Origin of the sequence: Akkermansia muciniphila, from assembly GCF_900184965.1 — a bacterium.
Lineage (GTDB): Bacteria > Verrucomicrobiota > Verrucomicrobiia > Verrucomicrobiales > Akkermansiaceae > Akkermansia > Akkermansia muciniphila_A.
Window position 1 is genome coordinate 1 of sequence record NZ_FXYA01000123.1, and the last position, 22,572, is coordinate 22,572.

Here is a 22,572-nt window from a genome sequence, read left to right on the forward strand (position 1 = left end):
CAGGTGGCGGAGTGCGACTTGACCGGGGAAACGCCGAAGCTTGTGCGCAGCTACCTCTGGGACCCCTCGGAACCTGAGGCCACGCGCGTCCTGGCCATGACGCGCTGGGAGGCGAACGGGACGCAGGTGAAGGAGCATCTCTACTGCATGCACGACGCGATGAAGAACGTCACTTCCCTCTTCGGGGAAGCGCGCGGACGCCGCGCCCTGTACGAATACCGTCCGTACGGAGGGCTGGTCACGTCGGAAGGCAACATGGCGCAAGAGAACAAATTCCGCTTCTCTAGCGAATACATGGACGACGAGCTCGGCCTCATCTACTACAACTACCGGCATCTCAATCCGCACGACGGCAGGTGGATCAGCAGGGATCCCATCGCGGAACAGGGTGGGTGGAATTTGTTCGCCTTTGTTAATAATAACAGCATTATCAATTTTGATTATCTTGGCACTATTCCTCCTCCTGGTGGAGTTTGGACAGGTACTACTGGGTATGAATCATTAAGAATACCATCATCAGTACCATCAAATTCAAGAAAAAAGAATTTGACTAAAGTTTTGTGGAAAGGCATAAAACGAAAGGTAATTGTTGTTGCAAAAACTATTGAAAAATATAATATTACTACAAGGCTTCAAGGAGCTTTACAGGTAATGGGAGGTGGATTTGAAGCAATTGCAGGATCTGCAGGTCTTTTGGCTCCAGAGCCTACAGCAATGTCTAAAGTCATTGGAGCTATTTTATATGTGCATGGAAATGATGTTGCCCAAGCTGGTCTTAGGGTTCTTATTACTGGAGAATATAATTCAACAATGACACATGAAGCAATAACTAGTGCTGCAAAGGCAGTTGGTGTTTCTCCGCAATTATCCGAAAATATTGCTACGGGTGCAGAAATTGCATTAGGGGCAAAAGCATTATCAACTCCTGTGAAATCTTGTTGTCCAACAGTCATAGTAGAAGCCGAAAATGTTGAAGTAACTACTGTATCTAGATGGGGAGCTGAATTAAAACCTAATACTTGGGTCATGGAAGGAGAGCCAACATTATGGAATTATATTTGGTCTGGAAAATGGCAGCCAGGAATGGGGAATAAATTTTCTCCTCCTTGGAAAGTCCAATCGTATGTCGTTCCCAAAAAGTCCATCGAATGTCCGGGAGGAAAAGGAATTGATGGGGCTATAAAATTACTCGTTCCTGCTAAACAAAGAATTTATAAACCTTAATTAGAATTAATAAAAAATGGTGATTAATATAATTTTATTTTGGATATTAGTTATTTTTGGAAGTATTGTTAGTTTATATAATTGGATAATATTTTTTAAATCCTTTGTAATAAAATCCAAAAAATCATCTTGCATTCCTCTGTTGGGTGGGGGTGCAATCTATTTAGCTATGAATCTTCCTGGAATAGATATGGAAGAATACGAATCTATTCCCTTATTATTGGATTATGGATGCATTCCTCTTTTTGTTCACACATTTTTTTTCTTGATGTATAAAGGATTGAAAGGACTATTTAAATAGCGTGATTTTTTCTATTAAAAAGAAAGAATAAATATATTAAAAAAATTAATTTTGTCACCTCTGATTTTTCAGAGGTGACATTTCATGAAAATTTTCAAGTAAAATACTATATTTGTTCTTTTCTTTATTTTGATTATATGGAATGCCGTACTATAAAGAGAGTAAAAACAATTTTGGTAGTTCTCTATTAAGGGTATTTGCAGATAGCGAAGTACGAATTAATTAAGGAAATACTGGTTTTTGTGCACAGTTATATTTCAGATTGTTCCGATGAGGGAATATCAACGAAACAAGACTAAAGTAAATAATTCCGTGAGTATATTATATAGAATTTTTTTGCTTTTTATATCCTGTTAACAACAGGATGTGACTCTGAACAAGAATCATGGGATATCTGTAAATTAAATGAACATCTTGGAATTACTTTACCTCCCATTAGTATAGTTCTTTCTGCGAGCGACGGAGGAGGAAAAAGAAAAGACATAAGTCACGAACATTATTCTTGGACTTTATATTCTCCTGTTTCAGTCAAGATGCCTTCAGAAATAAAAACTATATTTCCTATGGAAGGCGACATAAAGTATATTGAATCTAGAATGTATAAGAAAAAAATGAAAATTTCGCAAGCTTAGTATGATTTTTTTTAGCGATTGGGGGAAAATGGTTATATTTTTCGTGCTAAAGTTGTAAGAACCCTACGCGGAAATTTTCTTGTTGTTGAATGTGTTCGCGAAAAGTAATTAATTAAATGTAATGTTGAAAAAATCCTCACAAGTTAATCTTGTGAGGATTTTTTTGATGATACAAAAATAGTTGTGTTTTTAGATATTCATTTTAACACCTGTCTCCGTTCCAATTTACTCCTCTACCATGCAGATGGACATCCGCTCGTCTCCGTACGGAAGCAGCTCCTGTCCGAACTCTCCGGAGTTCTGGAAACAAAAACCATAAATATCGACGAACGCGGCTTGACTTCGGCGGAATGGACGGAGTATGCTGAAAATACGAAAAGAATCCAAAAGAGCGTTATCCCCTCTTCCAGCGTCACGGCTCAAACGGTGGCGGCGGACGGCCTGATGCTCTCGCAGCAGAACCACGCGGGCATCACGGAAACGGCCGCCCGCGCCTATACGGCCACGGGCGTGACCCTGACCCGCACGGACGGCCGCGGCAACACAACGACGGTCCGGACCGACCTGGCCGGACGTGCCGTCAGCGTGACGGACGCCGCCGGAAATGAGACCGTCACGCAGTACGACGCCCGCTTTGACCTGGCCGCCGTGGTGACGGACGCGCTGGGAAATACGACGTGCGCCGGATACGACGCCAGAGGCCGGAAAACGGCCGAATGGGGAACGGGGACGCAGCCCCTGCTGATGGGCTACGACGAGGCGGACCGCCTGGTGAGCCTGACCACCTTCCGCGCGGCGCAGGAAGGAGACATCGCGGAAGACCCCACCGGCCGCGCGGACGGCGACACCACCGCCTGGAGCCATGACGACGCCACGGGGCTGGAAACGCGCAAAACGTATGCCGACGGAACGCACGTGGACAAAACCTGGGACGCCTTCAACAGGCTTGCCACGGAAACGAACGCCCGCGGCATCGTGAAGACCTGCACTTACGAACAGGCCCGCGGGCTGCTGGCGGGCATCAGCTACTCGGACGCCACGCCCGGCCAGAGCTTCGCCTACAACCACCTCGGTCAATTGACGCAAATCACGGATGCCGCCGGAACGCGGACCTTCGCCTGCAATCCCTACGGAGAACCGGAAACCGACAGCCTTGAGGCAAACGGCCTCGCCTGGCAGGTCTCCGAGCTCTATGACGGGCTCGGCCGTCCGGCCGGGTACGAATTAAGCGCGGGCGGACGCCGCGTCCAGCAGGCGCGCCTGTCCTATGACGGCAAAGGCCGCCTCTCCGCCCTCGCGGCGGAAGGCATGGAAAACCCCTTTTTCTGGATCTACCTCGAAAGGGAGGAAGAGAGCGGGATCCGCTTCTCAAGTGAAAACGTGGACGATGAACTGGGCTGGCCTACTACAACTACCGACATTTCAATCCGCTTGACGGAGAGTGAAGCATTTACTACTTATGAAGTCCCCATAATGACATTTCTATTACTAATGAAGACATCCGATAAGATATTTTTCAATGAGGAAGTTTTATGCAATATGCAGTAATAATTAATTGCGGCTGTAATGCGGAAATTTTGCTAAAAGGTAAAAATATCCTCTTATTTGTGGAAGTATGGGAGAATTTTTAGGAGTGCTATATATGACGTCAAAGATAAAACTGATTATGCGGTTCCTAGAAAATAGCTTTCTAAATTTTCAGAGTTGATTTCAAAAAAAATCTATTATAATGCAATGAAAAGAATAATAAAAATAAAAGATAAAAATATAGATAAGGAGTCTGCAATTATAACGATAAAGATCATAGTTTTTTCAATTGTTTCATTTTTGATAATGATATTCGGTATTTTTTTTCTTGTCGGAAAGTTAAATAATTTTCGTTCTTTGCCAGAAAATTATCGAGGAAATACATTAGAATATCATCATGAACATCTTACCCAGGAAGGTTTTTCGTATTTTAGAAAAGGGGAGACTCAGGGAGTTCCTGAATATTTAGTTAAAGATTTCTATATATATAGAAAAAAAGTATTATTGGGTTTTTATCATTATATAATGTTATCTAAAAAGAAAAATGGATTAAAGATAGATTCTGGAAGTCAGTATTTATCTACTCCTTTCAATAAATTAATTTTTTCATACTATAAAAATTTTGTTCCTAAAGAACGTCCCCCGATAGTCAATCGAGAAGATATACAGTAGCAGCTCTGCAAGAATTTTTTGTTAGTTGAATATATGAGTTTTTAAAATCAGTGAATAGAATTTAGATAGTCTGAATATTAAGAGTGAAAGTAATTGCAAATTACTTTCACTCTTTCTATTTCTTAGAAAGAAAATATGGTGAATGATTTTTAAGTATATAGGTCTCAAACACTGTCATAACCTTTATAACTTGACTGTATTTACAATCAAGGCAGTATTTGAGAAACAAACAACAAGTAATAATGCTAATATCTAAAACAGGAAGTATCATTAGATCATGCAAGTGATAAGATTTTTATCATGGATAATAGTTGTTTATTGACGTTATGAATATTAAAATATGATATTCTAATTAAAAAATATAAAAAATGAAGCCATTAATTTTAACAATATCAGGGTATCTTCTGATTATAACATTTATAATTTTCGCGTTGTTGTTGTCTATATCTTTAGATGCAAGTTTATGGTATGATTGGATAGCACGAGTGATACTGATCTTATCGGCAATTTTAAACATTTTATGTTTTTTTATGAGTATTTCACTTATATTAAAAAGACATAAAATTTTGATGAATATTTTAGCTCTTATTCTTTCTATCACTTTCATAGTTATATCATATCCGGTAATTCTTGAAGAAATTTCAATTATCACTAACTAATTTTTGCGTATTACAACAATCAAAGATTGAAAAATTTTGGTTGACTAGTAATTGATGTCCGGAGAGACAGCGAACTTCCACGCGCGCTACCTCTACCGGGACTACCTGCAGGTGGCGGAGTGCGACTTGACCGGGGAAAGCCAGTGCTTGTGCGCAGCTACCTCTGGGACCCCTCGGAACCTCAGGCCACGCGCGTCCTGGCCATGACGCGCTGGGAAGCGAACGGGACGCAGGTGAAGGAACATCTCTACTGCATGCACGACGCGATGAAGAACGTCACTTCCCTCTTCGGGGAAGCGCGCGAACGCCGCGCCCTGCATGAATAATGTTCATTTTTTGCATTTTTCAGACAGATTGCTGCGGAAGAGGATTCCGTGCCAGATGGCGCTTTTCTTTAAAGGGGAGATGTAGTATGGCATGGTGTATGGAGAGGAGGATGGGCATAGGCGGTTTTTTCGGGCTGGAATTGCCGGAGTACGGCAATTTTCCGCAATGGCATCCCGGCAGGAGTGTAGCCGTGAATTCCGGCAGACGCGCTTTGGAATATATCCTGCGCCGCCTGGGGGACGTGCGCTGTGTCCGCGTGCCCCTGTATACGTGCCGGACGGTGGTGGAAACGGTGGAACGGCTTGGCATTCCCGTGATTCCTTACCGCATTGACGAACGCCTGGAACCGGAAGAGCTGCCGGAATTGGAGAAGGGGGAATACCTTTTGTACACAAATTACTTTGGAATCAAAGAGAAGTGCGTGGATCATCTGGCTTTCCGGTATGGAAGCAGCCTGATTGTGGACAATGCGCTGGCCCTGTATTCTCCGGCCCGTTCCGGAGTGGCCTCCCTGTACAGTCCGCGCAAGTTTTCCGGTCTTCCGGATGGGGGGATTGCCGTGATGGAGGCGGAGCGGCCCTTGCCGGAACCGGAGGAACGGGACGAATCCCTGCCGGATGCCGCTTTTTTGCTGGAATGCCTGGAGCATGGGCAGGAAAGGGCGTCCGCCGCCTGCGAACGGAATGAACGGCGCTTGCAGAATACCCCGTTGCGAAGGATTTCCCGGCTGACGGAGCGACTGATGAGCGGCATTGATTATGAACAGGCGCGGCTGCTCCGGATGAATAATTTCCTGTTTCTTCATGAAAGGCTGGGCCATTTGAACCGCCTTTCCGTGGAGCCGGATTCCTTGTCCGCTCCGTGTTATTATCCGTTTTGGACGGCTTTCCCCGAGCTGAGGAACGTGCTGATTGATCAACGCGTCCTGATTCCGCTCCTGTGGCCGGAGGTGTTGGAACAGGCTCCCGCCGGCAGCCTGGAACGGAAACTGGCTCTGCATCTTCTGCCGCTCCCCGTGGACCAGCGCTGCGGGCCGCAGGATATGGAGCGCATCGCCCGGATTGTGGAGGCATTCTATACCTGAAGCAAAGGGAGGATTTTGTATGGGACGTGTTCCTGGCGGCGGGAGTGATTTACTTCCCCGGCGTATTGATGAGAACCTCCGTTCGGGAACGTTGTTCCGGTTTTTCCCGTGGCCTGGCGGGAGGCTTGCCAGAAGGGGTATTTTTCTTATATTAATGTTGCTTCAAGTCATATGTCCCGGAGAGGGAGGCGGTTTTTCCGTTTCCGAATCCGCGGATTCGTGATGCCGCCGCCTTTCCGGCAGCGCCGGGAACAGGCTGCGTTTATTTGGCGGGTTCCTTGTCCAGGTTCAGGATGCCCAGCACAGACATATTTCCTTCCGCATCTTTTCCGGAGGGAAGGTAGACTTTCGCATTGTTCAGCATGTTTTCAAAAGCTTTGGCGCGGAGCATGTTCGGTCCCATGGCCTTTTCCTTCAGCGCCAGTCCTTCCGCTTCCGCCCGGGCCGCTTCCAAGGCGGCTTCCGCCTGAGCTTTGCCCCGCATGACAATGACTTTAGCCTCCGCTTCCCCCCGGGCCAGATTAGCGTTTGCTTCCTGGCGCGCTATTTCCATTTTCATGGCGCCTTCCGCCTCCCCGCGTGCGCGCTGGATGGCGATATCTTTCCGAGCGATTTGCAGTTCCGTTTCCTTGCGCTCGTTTTCCTGAGTCGTCTGAACTTTCCTGACGACGGATTCAATGATGGCCTGCGGGGGATTTGTTTCTCCCACGGCTACGGAGTCCACAATAAAGGGGGTGCCGTCCAGCCGCTTGCTTAACTGCGTGTAAACGTTGTCGGAGATTTTTTGCAGGCTGCCGGAGGCGTCCAGGGCATTGTACTGGCTTAATTCCGCCCGCACGGCTGTGCGGAAAGGCTGCTGAATGAAATTTTTGTAGGCAAAGAGCATGATCTCGTCCGCCACTTCATCGTCATTGCGGCCGGAACTTTGGGCGATGCCTCCGTAATCTTCCATGAATTCCTTCACCCGGGACGGATCCAGACGGTAAACAAGAGAGGCCTTGCAGGAGATGGGGAGTTTGTCCTTGCCCAGGATTGCTCCTCCATTGCGGGCGTCGAATTCCTCCACCGTGGTATCCGGCGTGATGGAAACCTTGCTGACTTCCTTTCTCCACGCCCATCCCGTGGAGGACGGCCCGATCAGGATGCCTTCAAACCTGTTCTGTCCGAAAATGGGTTTGGAATAAACATAGCCGGCAAAGCCGGACAATACGCGCTTGTTGCTGAAATTCTGGAAGGCGAAGATAGCGGCGCCCACAGCGATGAAGATGACGGCGGGAATAAGCAGGGAGAAGGCGGTTTTGGGAGATTTATTCATGACAGGGCAACGGTTGTGACGGCCTTCAACATAAGAAGAGGCTGATGAAAATCAAGTTATCTTTTCCCGTGATGCCGGGAAATGCTTTCCGGAAGAGGGAAGGCGGCAAAGTATGTCCTCTTCTGAACACAGGGGAGTGGAAGAAATGTCTTATCCGGCAAAGGTTGCCTGTTTCATGAGGGGCATTCCGGCGAGGCGCCGGAGCGCCGCTCCAGAGGCGGGTCTCCATCTGGTTTAAGATGATGAATGTAGCCATTACAGGATCCGGCGGGTTTATAGGGAGCCATTTGGTCAAGCGCCTCAAGATGTTCGGGCATCGGGTGGCACCCCTGCAACACTACCTGTTTACTCAGGATGGCGTGGATTGCCTGACGCAAGCCCTGGTTGGGTGCCATGCCGTTATCAATCTGGCCGGAGCTCCCATCAATCGACGCTGGACGGACGCTTATAAAAAGGAACTGGTGGAAAGCCGCGTCATGACCACCCGCAAGCTGGTGGAAGCGGTCAACAGACTGCATGAACCGCCGGAAGTGATGATTTCCGCCTCTGCTGTCGGGTATTACGGGCCGTCCAGCGGCTGTCATGGGGAACAGGACGCTCCGGAGGCTGATTCCTTTCTGGCGGAATTGTGCGTAGCCTGGGAAAAGGAGGCCGGGCTGGTGAACGGTTCCGTACGGCTGGTTCTTACCCGCTTTGGCGTGGTGCTTTCTCCGGATGGCGGCGCGCTCCCCGAAATGATGCGTCCGGCCCGGTTCGGCGTTATGGCCGCCGCAGGAAATCCGGACCATCTTTTTTCCTGGGTGGCTCTGGAAGATTTGGTGGATGCCCTGGTTTTCATTATGGGCAGGGAGGGCATTTCCGGCCCGGTCAATATAACGGCCCCGGAGCGCACCTCCAACCGGGAATTCTACAGGGCCGCCGCAGAACACTTCCACACCCGTCTGTCCATCCATATTCCTGACGCCGTGCTGCGGCTGTTGATGGGAGAAGCTTCCCAGGTGATTACCGGCGGCCGGTGCGCCCTTCCGGAGACGCTGATGAGGGAAGGGTTTCAATTCCAATATCCGGATATCCTCACTTTTTTTAACAAAGCATTTTTCGTCAGCTCATGAGCATGATACAGACCATTGTCGCATCCCTGTTTCACGGCCATTCCGTCAAAACCGAACCCATGCCGGATTTCAATCTGGAACGTTATCTGGGGGAGTGGCACGAAATCGCCCGCCTGGAAAACTGGTTCGAGCGCGGCCTCAGCAAGGTTTCTGCCCGGTACGACCGTAGGGAGGACGGTTCCATTACCGTGATTAACAGCGGTTATGACGTTCGAACCGGGGAGCGGAAGGAGGCCCGTGCGCGGGCGGTGGAGGGGGATGCCCCCAATCATTTGAAAGTGTACTTTGTGCCGTTGGTGTACGGTCGGTATGAAGTGGCTTTTCTGGATAGAGATTACACCCGCGCCGTGGTTTCCGGCGGCTCCCTGAATTATCTGTGGCTGCTTGCCCGCGAGCCGCAGTTGAAGGAGGATGAGCTTCAACCGATGCTCCATTGCGCGGAGGAACTGGGATATGACACTTCCCGGTTGATTTATTCCGGTTCCCCTGCGTTCCCGGTGGGGTAGAATTATCAGGTCTCTTCGCCTGGATGGCGGGTTAGCAGCGCCGCCGCCAGCAAAGCACCGTCATTCCTGCCATGAAGAGGAGGGAAGAAGCTGGTTCCGGGACATTGTCCTGCGTGTGGTAAAGAAATTCTACCCCAAAAATCCTCCACTCGCTTCCGTTCAACTTCATGTAATAATTGGTAGAGGAGCTTCCTCCTCCCTGTCCTTCCTCGTAGCGGGCTGTAACAGAACCATTGTTCAGTCCTCCCTGGCTGTCAGAGTCTGTAAAATAAAGGGAAGTCACGTTGAATTCCCCTCCATAGTTGGTGTAGTCCGCACCCCAAAGGGCGACGGAATGACCTCCTGTCTGATTATTGAGCATGAGAGACATGCCATAACCGTTCTTTATCCCGTACAGCAGGGCTTCCGAGATGGACATGTAGGCTCCCAGCCCCGGAGCCACCCATGGACAGGTGTTGACCGGTATGAAATCCGTGGAATAGGAAAATTTGTTGCAGGCTGTATAATCAGCGATTAATTTGCATTCCGTTTTATAAACGTCCCGGCAGTAGGAAGTCCATGTGCTCCGAGCCGTCGTCGTTGTCCAGTTGGTGTAGGAACACATTTTGTCGTACATTTCGTACATTTCATCCCCGGTCATTGCGGCTCCCTCTTTGGTATTGCGCCACCATGCCATGACGCTGGCCGCGCTGGCGGCGCTGCACATGGCGGAGTCGTCGTATTTATAATCCGTAATGTTGTGTTTTTTTACGCTGACCCATCCGGAGTCAGCGGAAACGCCGGGCAGAAAGATTGTTCCGGATGTCTGGAGGGTAAAATCTTCTCCCAGAGATATCAGGGCCGACCCTGCAAGGAAGAGCAGGCTTTTTGCGAAAAGAGAGCAGAGATTCATAGATTCAAAAGGAAATATATTCATTTATTTTTTTTAATCAAACAGTTTTTGCCGTTGATCGCCCGGAGGGCCGGATGCGGGATCATGCGCCGGATATTTTACGGATCAGGGCAGGACTTTTTTTGATTCATGGCGGGCGGGGAATGCGGAAAGAAATTTTATTTTGCGTGAACTGAGCGTTCATCCCGGAATGAATAGAAAGGGTTTGCGGGTACGATGTTTTTCGCGGAGAGGGGATTGGTGCGGGACGGTTTTCTTTTATGGAGCGCCGGGCAAGGAGCGCTGGATTCCGGTTTCTGGCGTTTCGGGGAAGGGGGGCTGCGTGCGGGCGGACGCCCGCTGTTCCGAGGAAATATTCCGGCATCCGCGGGAATGTGCTTGCAATCAGCATGAAGTGATGTATGTTGCATTCATCCAAACATTGGATGTTTGGATGAATTACTTAAAGAAGGAGTAACAATGGATATTATTCATGACAACGCCGCTGATCTCAGCGCATTGAACGGCAAGACCGTTGCCGTGATCGGGTATGGCGCCCAGGGCCGCGCCCAGGCACTTTGCATGCGTGATTCCGGTGTGAACGTGATTATCGGCGTTCGCCCCGGCAAGTCTTTTGACGCCGCCGCCCAGGACGGATTCCAGGTGATGAGCGTCGCGGAAGCCGCCGAAAAAGCGGACATCATTCACATTCTGCTGCCGGATGAAAGCCACGGCGCCGTGTATGAAGCTGAAATCAAGCCCCACCTGAAGGCCGGCAAGACGCTTTGCTGCTCCCATGGCTTTGCGTATGTTTTCAATACCATCGTCCCCCCTGCGGATGTGGATGTAATCATGGTGGCCCCCAAGGGGCCGGGCACGGAAGTGCGCCGCGTATTTGAAGAAGGGTTCGGCTGCCCCGGCCTGATTGCCGTGCATCAGAACCCCTCCGGCAAGGCCCGTGACGTGGCTCTCGCCATGGCCAAGGCTGAAGGCCTGACCCGCGGCGGCGTGCTGGAATGCACCATGGCCCAGGAAACGTATGAAGACCTGTTCGGTGAACAGAACGTTCTGTGCGGAGGTCTGGTGGACCTGATGAAGTACGGCTTTGAAACCCTGACGGAAGCCGGCTACCCGCCGGAAATGGCCTACTTTGAATGCGTGCATGAGGCCAAGCTCATTGTGGACCTGATTTACAACGGCGGTATTCAGAAGATGAACTCCGTGATTTCCAACACGGCCGAATTCGGCGAATATTACAACGGCCCGCAGATCCTGCCCGCAGAGGTGAAGGAACGCATGAAGGAATCCCTCAAGCGCATTGAATCCGGCAAGTTCGCCAAGGACTGGCTGGAAGAAGCAGCCAAGGGCGCTCCCAACCTCAAGGCCAAGCGCGAAGCCCTGGGCCAGCACCCGGTGGAAATCGTGGGCGCCAAGATCCGCAGCCTGTTTGAAAGGAACTAAGGTTTCTTTTATCTGGAACGCGTGCCGTTCCGCCGGAATGCGGCGGAACGGCACGGATATTCCCGGGCTTTTCCCGGAAATCCGCCATTGATTCAGTTTATGGAGCATGCCTCACCGGCCGTCAATGTAGAAAACGCCAGGGTATACCTGGGTGGGCACGAAATCCTGCACAATATTTCCTGGCAGGTGCAGCGCGGAGAACGTTGTTTTATTCTGGGGGCCAACGGCGCCGGAAAGACAACGCTGGTCAAGGTGCTGATGGGGTTTGCGTGGCCGCTCTTCGGAGCCAGGGTGCAGGTTCTGGGCAAGACCTTCGGGCACGTGAACCTGCTGGAATTGCGCAAGTCCATTGCGTGGGTGAGTCCGTTCATGCACAAGTGGCTGGAGGATGGCTCCTGGAACGGGCGCGACATGGTGCTTTCCGGCCCCGACGGCACTATCGGCCTCTTGAGGGAGCCGACGCCGGAAGAGGAGGAAAAAGCCGCAGGAATCATGAAATCCCTGAAAGCGAAGCATTTGATAGACAGACCGGTGGTAGCCATGTCTTCCGGGGAACAGGTGAAAGTGCTGATTGCCCGGGCTCTGATGACGAATCCGGAACTGATGATTCTGGACGAACCCAGCGTTTATCTGGATTTGGCAGGGCGGGAATTTTTATTGAAAACCATTGAAGAACTGGCTGAAACGAGGCCTGATCTGACCATCGTGTTCATCACCCAGCGCATTGAAGATATCCTTCCCGTATTTAACCGCGGCATGATTTTAAAGTCTGGAGAAATCGTGGCGCATGGAAGCCGGGACGAGGTGCTGACGGAGGAAAACCTGAAAGACGCCTTTGGGCTGGATATCCAGTTAATCAAGACGGAGAAGGGGCGTCTCTGGACCGTTATCCGATAATTTTTCATGAAGCAGTCCAAGACAATGGAGCTGAAGAAACCGGTGCGGGTGTCCCTGGCCCGCCAGGTGCTTACCGCCATGGAATCCATGATACGGTCCGGCAAATGGAAGGTTGGAGACCGCATTCCCGCGGAAGCGGAACTGGCCCGTGCCTTTTCCGTCAGCCACAACACCATCCGCGAAGCCCTTCAATCCCTGATTCACATGGGGATGCTGGAAGCGCGCCCCGGGGACGGCACGTACGTGATGGCGTCAGACCGCTTTGCCGTCGCGGTGAGCAACCGCCTCAAGGAATCCGAGCTGCCTCAGATTCTGGAGGCGCGGCTGGCTTTGGAAAAGGAAATTGCGCGGCTGGCCGCCGTTAAAAGGACGGATGAAGATTTGAAGGAGCTGGAAAATGCCCTGGAAGACTGCCACGGCAGGGTAAGGCCGGGCATTGAGGATGACATGCTGTTTCATGCCGCCGTGGCCCGCGCCACGCATAATCCGGTGCTCTCGGAATTATATAACGTGGTCATCCGCCATGTGCAGGAGAATCTGGAAAAGCTGCTTCAGGAGAAGCAATACGACTCCGGCGCCATGAAGCTGCATGACGACCTTCTCGCAGCCATCAGGAATCAGGAGGCGGATGAGGCGGAGAACATTATTGTAAAGATTGTGGAATTTGACACCGTCAGCATAGGCGGGTCATGCCCTTCTTAAATTAACGGAACAGGCGATTCCCATCATGCGGAATCGGCATTTTTTTCTTTTCGGCCTTTTTAGTAAGGCCGTCCGGAGAAATGAAATTGGGGAACAAGAAAGCAGAACCGGCATGAATAATTCTGAAAGAAAAAGTGTTGCGTTTCGTATTCATTGGTAATGAAGGCGAATGTATTTTCCATAATGATGTTGTTCTTTCATCTGTTTCCGGCATATGGAATCGACCCCAGCGTGAGGGGATTTGAAGAACTTCATGAAGTGTTGAAAAGTGCGGTTCGGGAACTTGATACCGTTCAATCTCCGGATCATCTTCCTATGGCTATGGAGCATTTCCGTGCCTTGGTGGAGGAATGTGGGCGTAATCCCGATCTTGTTGCCGTTCTTGAGCTTACTTCAGAATCATGTCCCCCTCAGCTCAAGAAGGCTTATAAAGCGGCAATGGAGTTGCAGGGGAAATTGCATGATGCCTCTAAACGGCTGGCTATGAGTGGAATGATGCAAAATAAAGAGGAAATCAAACCGTATTTGGAGTTTATGCAAAAGTTTACTTTAAAGAAAAATGCTCAAAAAAGAACGGAACCGCAGGTGCATGAAGGAGCGCCTCCCGAGACTGAGGATGCCCGGGACGCAAGAATGAAATGGTGGCGAGATGGAAAATTCGGCATGTTCATCCATTATGGGTTGTATTCCGGGCTGGCGGGGGAAATTCAGGGGAAAAAATATAAGGGATGCGTGGAATGGATTATGCAGTATTCCGGAGTGGATAGCGAAACATACGCCAGAGAGGCCCTTCCCCGGTTTAAGCCCAAACGCGGAAAGGCTGAGACATGGGTAAAATTGGCCAAAGAGGCCGGGTGCGTTTATACAATCCTGACAAGTCGGCATCATGAGGGTTTTAACATGTTTGATTCAAAATTCAGTGATTTTAACGTTAAAACGACCAAGGGTGTTGATATTGTAAAGGAATATGCAGAGGCATGTAAAAAATATGGAATGAAGGCAGGATATTATTTTTCCCTTCTTGACTGGAGCCATCCGGATTACGATCCGACAGGTTCAGGCATTTCTTATCCTAAGGGTAACTATGAGGCTCAAAAACAAGGACGGCGGCAATTCGGGAACCATGAAAAATACAAGGATTACCTTTACAATATTTTCAATGAGCTGCTGACCAGTTATGCCCCGGTAGATCTGGTATGGTGGGATTTCAGCCAGCCTGGTTTTCAGGGAGATAAGGCGTGGAATGCGACAGCATTGATGAAGAATCTTTTTGAAAAAAATCCCAAGGCAATTCAAAATAATCGCTTGTACCATTCTGCAAATCATCTTAGTGAAGGGGGAATCAGAGTAACTCCCGCATGGAAAGGGGATTATTCCACAGCGGAACACCATATTCCGGCAACTGGCATTAATGGAGATTGGGAAGCATGCCAGACTCTTAATGGAACATGGGGATATTCAGCGGATAATCAGGAATGGAAAACATCTCAAGCCCTGATTCGGGAGTTAATTGATACAGTTAGCCGCGGAGGGAACTTTCTGCTTAATATAGGCCCCATGCCCGACGGATCCATTCCTCCTGAAAGCATCCGTATTTTCAAGGAAATCGGTTTCTGGATGAAAAAAAACGGTGAAGCCATTTATGGAACCAGAGCCAATCCGCTGAATATTGAACTGACATGGGGACGCCTTACCAGAAAGGGGGAAGATATTACCTATATTTTTGTTTATGATAAACCGGATAATGGAGAGCTGACCATTCCCTGCTCGTTTGAGGGTGATGTGAAAGCGGTTCTGCTTGGCGGAGAGAAAACTGTCAACATGAGTCAGGATAAAAAGTCCAATACCACGACATTCTACATAAAAAATATGAAGATGGATACAGCCGCCACTGTGATCAAGGTGATGGGAAAACGCATGATTCACAAGAGGTCCGCGTGACCCTTCCGAGGGAGCTGGAAGGGGCGAAGGTTCCAGCTCCCCATTTTGAAAATGACATTGGATCGCCCTGTGTCACGGATGATAGTTTGCCGGACAAGGCAGTAAAAACAGCCAATGTGGTTTGTTTTATATTCTATCTGTAAAAATAGAATGAAGCCGGATTGTGTAGGAAGAGAAAGACCGACGTCCTTTTTTCCTGTTTTTAAAAAGTGGTATTCCCATGAATGGGATGCGTGTGGGAACGGGCTATGTTTTTTATTCTTTAACGAATATGGAAGTTTGTTAGAGTGCCTGATATGGCTATCCACACTGAATGGAAGTGCCCGGCATGCGGCGCCTTTCTGGCTATGGAAGATGTGAATATGGCTGCAGATATGGTGTTATGCCGCTCCTGCAATAAGATAAGCAAATTTTCAGAGATTGTTCAGGAGGAAAAGGATGAGGAAATTCTTGATTCCATTCCCCGCCGCATGAGCGTGACGAAAACGGCGAGGGGGCTGGAAATAACGTATAAGAAACCAAAAGGTGTAGGACTTTTTCTACTGATGTTTTCGATTTTTTGGAATTCTGTGACATGCGTTGCCCTGTTTGCGGTGATGAAGGAAATGTCTTGCGAAAATCTGTTCGGACTATTGTTTTTAATCCCTTTTGTTCTGGTTGGGGCTGGTACATTTGCGGGAGCTTTTTATGTGTTGTTTGGCCGCATGACGCTGATCCTGACGCCAGGCAGGGGGGAATTGTTCCGAGGAGTAGGTAATCTGGGCCGCCGACAGCATTTTTTGCTGGAGAAAGATTCCCGTATTTCCATCGAGGAAAGCAGTATACGGCGGAATCATGGAACTCTGTATAAAATTGTGGTGGAGCAGCCGGGAGGAAAGCCATTCGAGTTTGGTACGGGTATTGAGGAAGCGGAGGCCCGGCAGTATATAGCGGCTCTTTTACGGCAGATGAGAGAGTAGTTCTGCCGTTCCGTAGTTTCAGGCAAAGTCATGGAACGCCGGAGGATCTGGTTTGCGGAAACGAAGCGTCAGGGAATTTCGGAATGAGGTTTTTTGATTGATAGGGCGGCTAAGATACGTAGATAAACGCATGATGAAGAAAGTGCGCCTTTTGTTGATTCTATGCGGTTTGTTTTGCGGAGCGGCAGTTGCGCAGCCCCGCCTTTCCACACCGCCGAACATGATTGTCATTCTGGCGGATGACCTGGGTTATGGGGATTTGGGCTGTACTGGTTCCAGGCAGATTAAAACGCCTTCCATTGACCGGCTGGCCAAGGAGGGCGTGTTTTGCTCCCGGGCGTATGTGACGGCACCGATGTGTTCCCCCTCCCGCATGGGATTGCTGACGGGGCGTTTCCCCAAGCGTTACGGCATCACGACGAATCCCAATATCCAGATGGATTATCTTCCGGAGTCCCACTACGGGCTGCCGCAGACGGAAAAATTGATTCCGGAGTATTTGGCCCCCTGCGGGTACCGGAGCGCGGTATTCGGCAAGTGGCATCTTGGCCACACGAAGGGATATACGCCTCCGGAGCGCGGTTTTACGCATTGGTGGGGGTTCCTGGGCGGTTCCCGGCATTATTTTCCCGTGAAGAAAGAGGCTGAAGGCCTGAATCCCTCCATGATTGTATCCAATTTTACGGATAAGACGGACATCACCTATTTGACGGACGATATTACAGACCGGGCGGTTGAATTCCTGCAGGAAGCCGGAAAGGATAAGAAACCGTTTTTCATGTTCGTTTCCTACAACGCCCCCCATTGGCCCAATGAAGCCAAACCGGAGGATATCACCAAATTCAGGAACGTGCAGAACGGGGAACGACGGGTTTATTGCGCCATGGTATATGCGATGGACAGGGGAATAGGCCGCATTCTGGATGCCTTGAAAGCGGACGGTTTGGAAAAGGATACCATCGTCGTCTTCCTGTCGGACAATGGAGGCGCTCCGGAAGCTTCTTCCTGCAATGCCCCTTTCCGGGGTGCCAAGAGGCAGCATTTTGAGGGAGGTGTTCGCGTACCTTTTATTATCAGATATCCGGCGGACAAGCGTTTGATTCCCGGAAGCGTTTGCAGACAGCCCGTTTCCTCCGTGGATTTGCTTCCCGCTTTGCTGAAGGCGAATGGCCGTCACATTCCCAGAAAGCTGGACGGCATGGATATTCTGGAGCTGGTGGGGAACAAGGGAGCTTCCGTTCCGCGCACGTTTTTCTGGTGCACGGATTACACGTCCGCTGTGCTGGCCGGTGATATGAAGTACCTGCTGGTACCGGATCGCGCTCCGCAGTTTTACAATGTGGCGGATGATCCCCAGGAACAGAGGGATTTGTATTTTTCCAGGCACCAGGATGCGGATCCCCTCGCTAAAAAGCTGGGAACATACCTGACTACGACGCCTGCATGCCGTTTTCCCGACAGCATCAGCTGGTCCGCCAAATTGATGAGGGAGTATGACAAGACTGCGCCGGACAGGCAGCCTGAGTAAGGCTGCGTTGGCTTTGTTCCGTATTCCGTCCTGCATGCCAGCGTTTGGGAACCTCCTACGGCGGGAGAGGGGGAGGAACCGCGCGCATGGTTTCCTTTTTCCGCTGAAAAACGCTTTATTTCAGGCGCTTGGGTTCCGCAATGCGGAGAATGTGCTCTCCGGGAAGGGCCAGGTTGCCTTTGTCCCGGGCAATCATTTCAAAGTAGTGGGGATCCTGTGAGATCCAGATGAATTCGTTTTTTGCCTGTTCCATCTGCTCCCTGGATTTTTCCAGATGAGCCTGAAGGAAGGAACGTTCATGCTCCAGGGAGCGCAGATCCTTCCATGGTTTGAAACACACCAGGGAAAGCAGCATCGTCAGGCACAGGGCCAGGACAATGGCAAAGAGGCGCAGGGCTCTCTGGACGATCAGGGCACGTTTCTCCCGGCGGATTTCAAGCTCCGCCAGGGTAAAACGGTGGTAGTAGCGGCGTCTCCAGAGCATTCCTTGCAGTCAAACAACATATTTTTGATCATAGAATATGAATTTTACCACCATAAACTGCGTCATTTCCCAGTTCTTCTTCAATTCTAAGCAATTGATTGTATTTGGCCATGCGGTCGGAACGGCTTAGAGAGCCGGTTTTGATTTGCCCCGCGTTCGTCGCTACGGCAATATCCGCGATTGTGGCGTCTTCCGTTTCCCCGGAGCGGTGGGAGATGATGGCAGAGTATTTGTTATCCTTGGCCAGTTCCACCGTATCCAGCGTTTCCGTCAGGGAACCTATCTGGTTGACTTTCACCAGGACGGCATTCGCTACATGGCGGGAAATGCCCTGATTCAGGAATTCCACATTCGTCACGAACAGGTCGTCCCCTACCAGCTGGGTATTGCCGCCCATGGCTTTAGTTAGCTGTTCCCAGCCCAGCCAGTCGTTTTCCGCACAGCCGTCCTCAATGGAAATGATGGGGTATTTTTTCTGGAGTTCCTGATAGTAAGCCGTCAGTTCCTCCGCTGTTCTGCCCAGGCCGTCTGATTTTTTGAAGACGTACAGGTTCCGGGAGGGATCGTAGAATTCGGAGGAAGCCACGTCCAGGGCAATGAAGATATCCGTGCCCAGGGTGTACCCGGCCCGTTTTACGGCCTGTGCAATGCATTCCAGGGCGTCGTCTGCTGATTTCAGAGCTGGGGCGAATCCCCCTTCATCCCCCACGGCAGTGGAAAGGCCGCGGTCATGCAGCACATCCTTGAGCGCATGGAAAACTTCCGCCCCGTAGCGCAGGGATTCCCGGAAAGTGGGAGCCCCCTTGGGCATGATCATGAATTCCTGAAAGTCGATGGGGGAGTCCGAATGGGCTCCACCATTGATGATGTTCATCATGGGGACGGGCAAAACCTTGGCGTTCGGTCCACCCAGGTATTTGAAAAGGGGAAGGTTGAGCTGAATGGCGGCGGCTTTTGCCACGGCCAGGGAGACGCCCAGGATGGCGTTGGCCCCCAGGCGGGATTTATTGGGCGTGCCGTCCAGGTCGATCATGATTTTGTCAATGGCCGGCTGCAGGGTGGCATCGTGCCCTGATATTTCCGGGGCAATGATTTTATTGATGTTTTCCACGGCTTTAAGCACGCCCTTGCCTCCGTAGCGCTTGGCGTCTCCATCCCGGAGTTCCCAGGCTTCATGTTCTCCGGTGGAGGCTCCGCTGGGGACGGATGCGCGTCCGATAGCTCCCCCGGCGAGGGCCACGTCCACTTCCACGGTGGGATTGCCCCGTGAGTCGATGATTTCACGGCCGCGGACGTCAATGATTTCCATTTCATTCATGATCATAAGATTTCTTTTTGTCCTTTTTAGACAGGGAAACAGGCTTTCCCGTTCCGGAGAAGCATGTCATGTTCCTGGAAGTTCCGGTTTCAAAAGCAGGACTGGCGCAGAACGGGGGATGAAGCTTGCCGGCGTCTTCAGGACCATGATGCCCCGCAGAGTGAAGGTTTTTTTTGCCGTGCATCTGTCTGTCCGTTTTTGGGAATCTTGCCCGGAAAGAAACTCAGGGAAATCAGGGAAGACAAGACGTTTGATGAGGAGCATGAAATGCAGAGGGATAGGAGCAGCCGCTTTGGCACGGCGGAAACAGCATCAGGGAAAGACGCGCCGTTTCGTGACGCAGGGAAGGACGGCATGCCGGAAAGGGGCCTTGATTCCGTCCCGTTCCGGGTATGGAATAAAAGCGCTTACTACTAAAACCATGCCTAACATTAACGATAACTTCCTCAAGTTGCAGGCGGGATATTTGTTCCCGGAAATAGGGCGCCGCGTACATGCGTTTGCCGAATCCCATCCGGAGGCGGCCAAAAGGCTGATTCGCTGCGGCATCGGCGATGTGACGGAGCCGCTTCCCATGGCGGCTATTGAAGCCATGCACCTGGCCGTGGATGATTTGTCCACTCATGAACGTTTTCACGGCTACGGTCCGGAGCAGGGGTATTTCTGGCTGAGGGAGGCGATCGCCAAAAAAGCCTATCAGGTTCACGGCGTGCATGTGGAGGTGGACGAGATTTACGTGTCTGACGGAGCCAAATGCGACACGGGAAACATTCTGGATATTTTCGGGCCCGGCAACAAAATCGCCGTGCCGGACCCGGTTTATCCCGTATATGTAGATACCAATGTCATGGCCGGGAATACCGGGAGTTCCAGCCCGGATGGTTCTTATGAAGGGCTGGTGTATCTGCCGTGCACTCCGGAAAATAATTTTGTGCCGCAATTGCCGGATGAGCATGTGGATTTGATTTACCTGTGCTTCCCGAACAATCCCACCGGGGCTGTAGCTTCCCGGAATGAACTGCTGAAATGGGTGGAATACGCCCGGGCTAACCATGCCATTATTCTTTATGATTCCGCTTATGAGGCTTTCATACAGGATTCTTCCATACCCAGATCCATTTTTGAAATTCCCGGCGCGCGGGATTGCGCCATTGAGTTCCGTTCCTTCTCCAAGCAAGGGGGCTTTACAGGGGTGCGCTGCGGCTACGTGGTGATTCCCAGGGAATTGCACGGACATGATTCCGAAGGGAACAAAGTTTCTATCAGCCGGCTCTGGAGCCGCCGCACCAGCACGAAATTCAACGGCGCTTCCTATATTGTCCAGCGGGGCGCCGCGGCTCTGTTCACCATGGAGGGCATGGCCCAGACCGCCGCGCTCATCAGCCATTACCTGGGGAATGCTTCGCTTCTGCTGAATGCCTGCCGCCAGGCGGGCATGCGCGTGTGGGGCGGGGAAAACGCCCCTTATGTATGGGTACAGTGTCCGGACGGTCTGGACAGCTGGCAAATGTTTGACAAGATGCTGCATGAGGCGAATGTGGTTATTACGCCCGGTTCCGGTTTCGGTTCCAGGGGGGAAGGTTTCTTCCGCATTTCCGCGTTTAATTCACGGGAAAACGTGGAGGAAGTCTGCCGCCGCATTCATAGCCTGTTTGCCAGATAGAAGGGCGTTTCCGGACAGATTGTCCAGGCCGCGGTGTCCTGCGCCGCGGCCTGTGCATTTCTTCCCGTGTGGATTGATGGCCGCGGCATTGTATTTTCCCGCCGGGAGGGGAACTCCTGTAAAAAGTCCCTTTGCCTTGCTTACGGCTTGGTTCCGGGAAAGCGCGGATGCCGTTTTCAAGTGATGGAATTCCAGTCAAGGGACGCATCCTATGGCATATTCGGCCCTTGCCCCCGTTCATTTGTACGGAGTAGGTTGTTGCTTATGTCCCCGCGGGTGCGCATGAGTTCCTTTTTCCGGCAGGCCGTTTTTCCTGCATGTTGCGCCTGTCTGCTGTCTGCTGCCGGCGCCGTCCGGGGACAGGAAGGGGGCATGGAGCTTCCTTCTGTGGAGCCGCTTTCCTGCGCGCATGCCCCGGATGGGAGGGTAACGGTTCGGGGGGCGGTTATGGGTACGGTATTCACGGTGCGCGCTTATCCCGGGAGCGGCATGGACGCGGAAGAGGCGGAGAAGATTTGCAGGGAGGCTCTGGCCTGTGCCGTCCATTGGGAAAAAGTGATGTCCGCCATGGATGCGGAAAGCGGTCTGGCCCGGCTTAATGCTGCGGAATACGGCATTTCCGTACCTGTTTCTCCGGAATTGGAAAGGGTGCTTCTTCTGGCGCTGGATTATGCCCGGCTGACGAACGGCGCTTTTGATCCCACGTTGGGGCCCTGCATCCGTCTGTGGAAAAAGAGCCGCCGCCTTGGCATTCTTCCGTCCGGCGAGGAACGGGAATGCGCGCTCCGGGCATGCGGATGGGAAAAGTTGTCCGTCTGTCAGGGAATGGCGGTCAAGGCGGTTCCTGGAATGAGGCTGGATTTGGGAGGCATGGGCAAGGGCTTTGCCTTGGACCGGATGGCGGAGCTGTTGACAACAAGGGGAGTATGTTCTTTTTTCATGGACAGCACTAGCGATGTTCTGGCTGGCGCTTCTCCTCCCGGGGAGCCGGGATGGCGGCTGCGGGTGGATACGGGAAATGGGCAGGGGGAAGTGTTGCTGTTGAGCCATGCGGCCGTTTCCACCTCCGGGAGCGCCCGTCAGATGGTGAAGATTGGCGGGAAAGCGTATTCCCACGTGCTTGATCCCCGGTCGGGGCTGGGCGTTACGGAAGGGAGGCAGGTGAGCGTCCGGGCGTCTTCCGCCGCGCTGGCGGATTCCCTGGCGACGGCAGGGTGTGTGATGCGTGAGGATCATTTCCGTTCCCTGACGGGCGGATTGCCGGGAGTGTCCGTTCCGGCCTTTTTTCAAAGTCCGCCATGTTCTACGGAGGAAACGCGGAAACGGGACGACTTGCGGAAAGAGGGATGAATGGGGCCAATGAAAGGAATGGCAAAGCAACGACGTTTT

General features: G+C 51.1%; 20 protein-coding genes. 15 read left to right on the top strand and 5 right to left on the bottom strand.

The annotated features are described in order from the left end of the window. The first annotated feature begins 255 nt into the window (after positions 1-255). The 5 genes from CI070_RS01910 (at position 256) to CI070_RS01935 (ending at position 6,426) form a co-directional block, all read left to right on the top strand. Positions 256-1,224 carry an RHS repeat-associated core domain-containing protein gene (locus CI070_RS01910; RefSeq protein ID WP_256943695.1) on the top strand — a complete coding sequence of 323 codons (969 nt, stop codon included), beginning with the start codon at positions 256-258 and terminating at the stop codon, positions 1,222-1,224. A gap of 1,116 nt (positions 1,225-2,340) precedes the next feature. After that, a complete protein-coding gene (locus CI070_RS01915; RefSeq protein WP_094135885.1) occupies positions 2,341-3,705 on the top strand; it encodes an RHS repeat protein in 1,365 nt (454 codons plus the stop codon). A gap of 186 nt (positions 3,706-3,891) precedes the next feature. Further along, entirely contained in the window at positions 3,892-4,356 is a 465-nt protein-coding gene (locus CI070_RS01920) for a hypothetical protein (protein ID WP_094135886.1), read from the top strand. Positions 4,357-5,134: 778 nt separating this feature from the next. Continuing rightward, the gene (locus tag CI070_RS13395) at positions 5,135-5,341 is read left to right on the top strand and encodes a hypothetical protein (protein WP_218824869.1); all 207 of its coding nucleotides are present in this window, start codon (positions 5,135-5,137) and stop codon (positions 5,339-5,341) included. An 86-nt stretch (positions 5,342-5,427) separates the two neighbouring features. After that, entirely contained in the window at positions 5,428-6,426 is a 999-nt protein-coding gene (locus CI070_RS01935) for a hypothetical protein (protein ID WP_143245544.1), read from the top strand. A 262-nt stretch (positions 6,427-6,688) separates the two neighbouring features. Here the strand turns inward: CI070_RS01935 and CI070_RS01940 are convergent, their stop codons facing one another. After that, positions 6,689-7,741 carry an SPFH domain-containing protein gene (locus CI070_RS01940; RefSeq protein WP_094135890.1) on the bottom strand — a complete coding sequence of 351 codons (1,053 nt, stop codon included), beginning with the start codon at positions 7,739-7,741 and terminating at the stop codon, positions 6,689-6,691. A 239-nt stretch (positions 7,742-7,980) separates the two neighbouring features. Here CI070_RS01940 and CI070_RS01945 point away from each other — a divergent pair, with 239 nt between their 5' ends. Together CI070_RS01945 and CI070_RS01950 are read left to right on the top strand one after the other, a co-directional pair. Beyond that, complete coding sequence (locus tag CI070_RS01945) at positions 7,981-8,853, top strand: TIGR01777 family oxidoreductase (protein WP_094135891.1); 873 nt, start codon at positions 7,981-7,983, stop codon at positions 8,851-8,853. Then, positions 8,850-9,359 (top strand): lipocalin family protein, encoded by a 510-nt coding sequence (locus tag CI070_RS01950; protein WP_094135892.1) that lies wholly within the window; start codon positions 8,850-8,852, stop codon positions 9,357-9,359. The genes CI070_RS01945 and CI070_RS01950 overlap by 4 nt, the downstream gene beginning before the upstream one ends. 31 nt (positions 9,360-9,390) lie before the next feature. Here the strand turns inward: CI070_RS01950 and CI070_RS01955 are convergent, their stop codons facing one another. Then, positions 9,391-10,251: a PEP-CTERM sorting domain-containing protein gene (locus tag CI070_RS01955; protein WP_179218334.1), complete on the bottom strand. Its 861-nt coding sequence runs from the start codon at positions 10,249-10,251 to the stop codon at positions 9,391-9,393. A 459-nt stretch (positions 10,252-10,710) separates the two neighbouring features. On the opposite strand from CI070_RS01955, the gene ilvC reads away from it, so the two are divergent. From ilvC to CI070_RS01970, 3 genes are all read left to right on the top strand, one after another. Then, positions 10,711-11,691 (top strand): ketol-acid reductoisomerase, encoded by a 981-nt coding sequence (gene ilvC, locus CI070_RS01960; RefSeq protein WP_012420218.1) that lies wholly within the window; start codon positions 10,711-10,713, stop codon positions 11,689-11,691. A 99-nt stretch (positions 11,692-11,790) separates the two neighbouring features. After that, positions 11,791-12,588 (top strand): ABC transporter ATP-binding protein, encoded by a 798-nt coding sequence (locus CI070_RS01965; RefSeq protein ID WP_128804800.1) that lies wholly within the window; start codon positions 11,791-11,793, stop codon positions 12,586-12,588. A 6-nt stretch (positions 12,589-12,594) separates the two neighbouring features. Next, entirely contained in the window at positions 12,595-13,290 is a 696-nt protein-coding gene (locus tag CI070_RS01970; RefSeq protein WP_094135895.1) for a FadR/GntR family transcriptional regulator, read from the top strand. Between the two features lies 1 nt (position 13,291). Here CI070_RS01970 and CI070_RS13835 read toward each other — a convergent pair whose 3' ends face one another. Continuing rightward, positions 13,292-13,504, bottom strand: a complete 213-nt coding sequence (locus tag CI070_RS13835) for a hypothetical protein (protein ID WP_218824870.1) — start codon at positions 13,502-13,504, stop codon at positions 13,292-13,294. Positions 13,505-13,521: 17 nt separating this feature from the next. Here CI070_RS13835 and CI070_RS01975 point away from each other — a divergent pair, with 17 nt between their 5' ends. The 3 genes from CI070_RS01975 to CI070_RS01985 all read left to right on the top strand — a co-directional run bounded on the left by CI070_RS01975 (position 13,522) and on the right by CI070_RS01985 (position 17,718). Then, positions 13,522-15,231, top strand: a complete 1,710-nt coding sequence (locus tag CI070_RS01975; protein ID WP_218824871.1) for an alpha-L-fucosidase — start codon at positions 13,522-13,524, stop codon at positions 15,229-15,231. 362 nt (positions 15,232-15,593) lie between these two features. Next, positions 15,594-16,190, top strand: a complete 597-nt coding sequence (locus CI070_RS01980) for a hypothetical protein (RefSeq protein WP_179218335.1) — start codon at positions 15,594-15,596, stop codon at positions 16,188-16,190. 130 nt (positions 16,191-16,320) lie between these two features. Then, positions 16,321-17,718, top strand: a complete 1,398-nt coding sequence (locus tag CI070_RS01985; protein WP_094135898.1) for a sulfatase-like hydrolase/transferase — start codon at positions 16,321-16,323, stop codon at positions 17,716-17,718. A gap of 115 nt (positions 17,719-17,833) precedes the next feature. On the opposite strand, the gene CI070_RS01990 is transcribed toward CI070_RS01985, so the two are convergent. Next, positions 17,834-18,202, bottom strand: coding sequence for an FtsB family cell division protein (locus CI070_RS01990; protein ID WP_022197005.1), 369 nt, complete (start codon positions 18,200-18,202; stop codon positions 17,834-17,836). 28 nt (positions 18,203-18,230) lie between these two features. Then, a complete protein-coding gene (gene eno / locus CI070_RS01995; protein ID WP_012420224.1) occupies positions 18,231-19,511 on the bottom strand; it encodes a phosphopyruvate hydratase in 1,281 nt (426 codons plus the stop codon). 430 nt (positions 19,512-19,941) lie between these two features. Between eno and CI070_RS02010 the strand changes: the two genes are divergently transcribed. Both CI070_RS02010 and CI070_RS02015 read left to right on the top strand, forming a co-directional pair. Next, the gene (locus CI070_RS02010; RefSeq protein ID WP_094135901.1) at positions 19,942-21,183 is read left to right on the top strand and encodes an LL-diaminopimelate aminotransferase; all 1,242 of its coding nucleotides are present in this window, start codon (positions 19,942-19,944) and stop codon (positions 21,181-21,183) included. Between the two features lie 282 nt (positions 21,184-21,465). Beyond that, positions 21,466-22,533, top strand: a complete 1,068-nt coding sequence (locus tag CI070_RS02015; protein WP_218824872.1) for an FAD:protein FMN transferase — start codon at positions 21,466-21,468, stop codon at positions 22,531-22,533. Positions 22,534-22,572 lie beyond the last annotated feature (39 nt).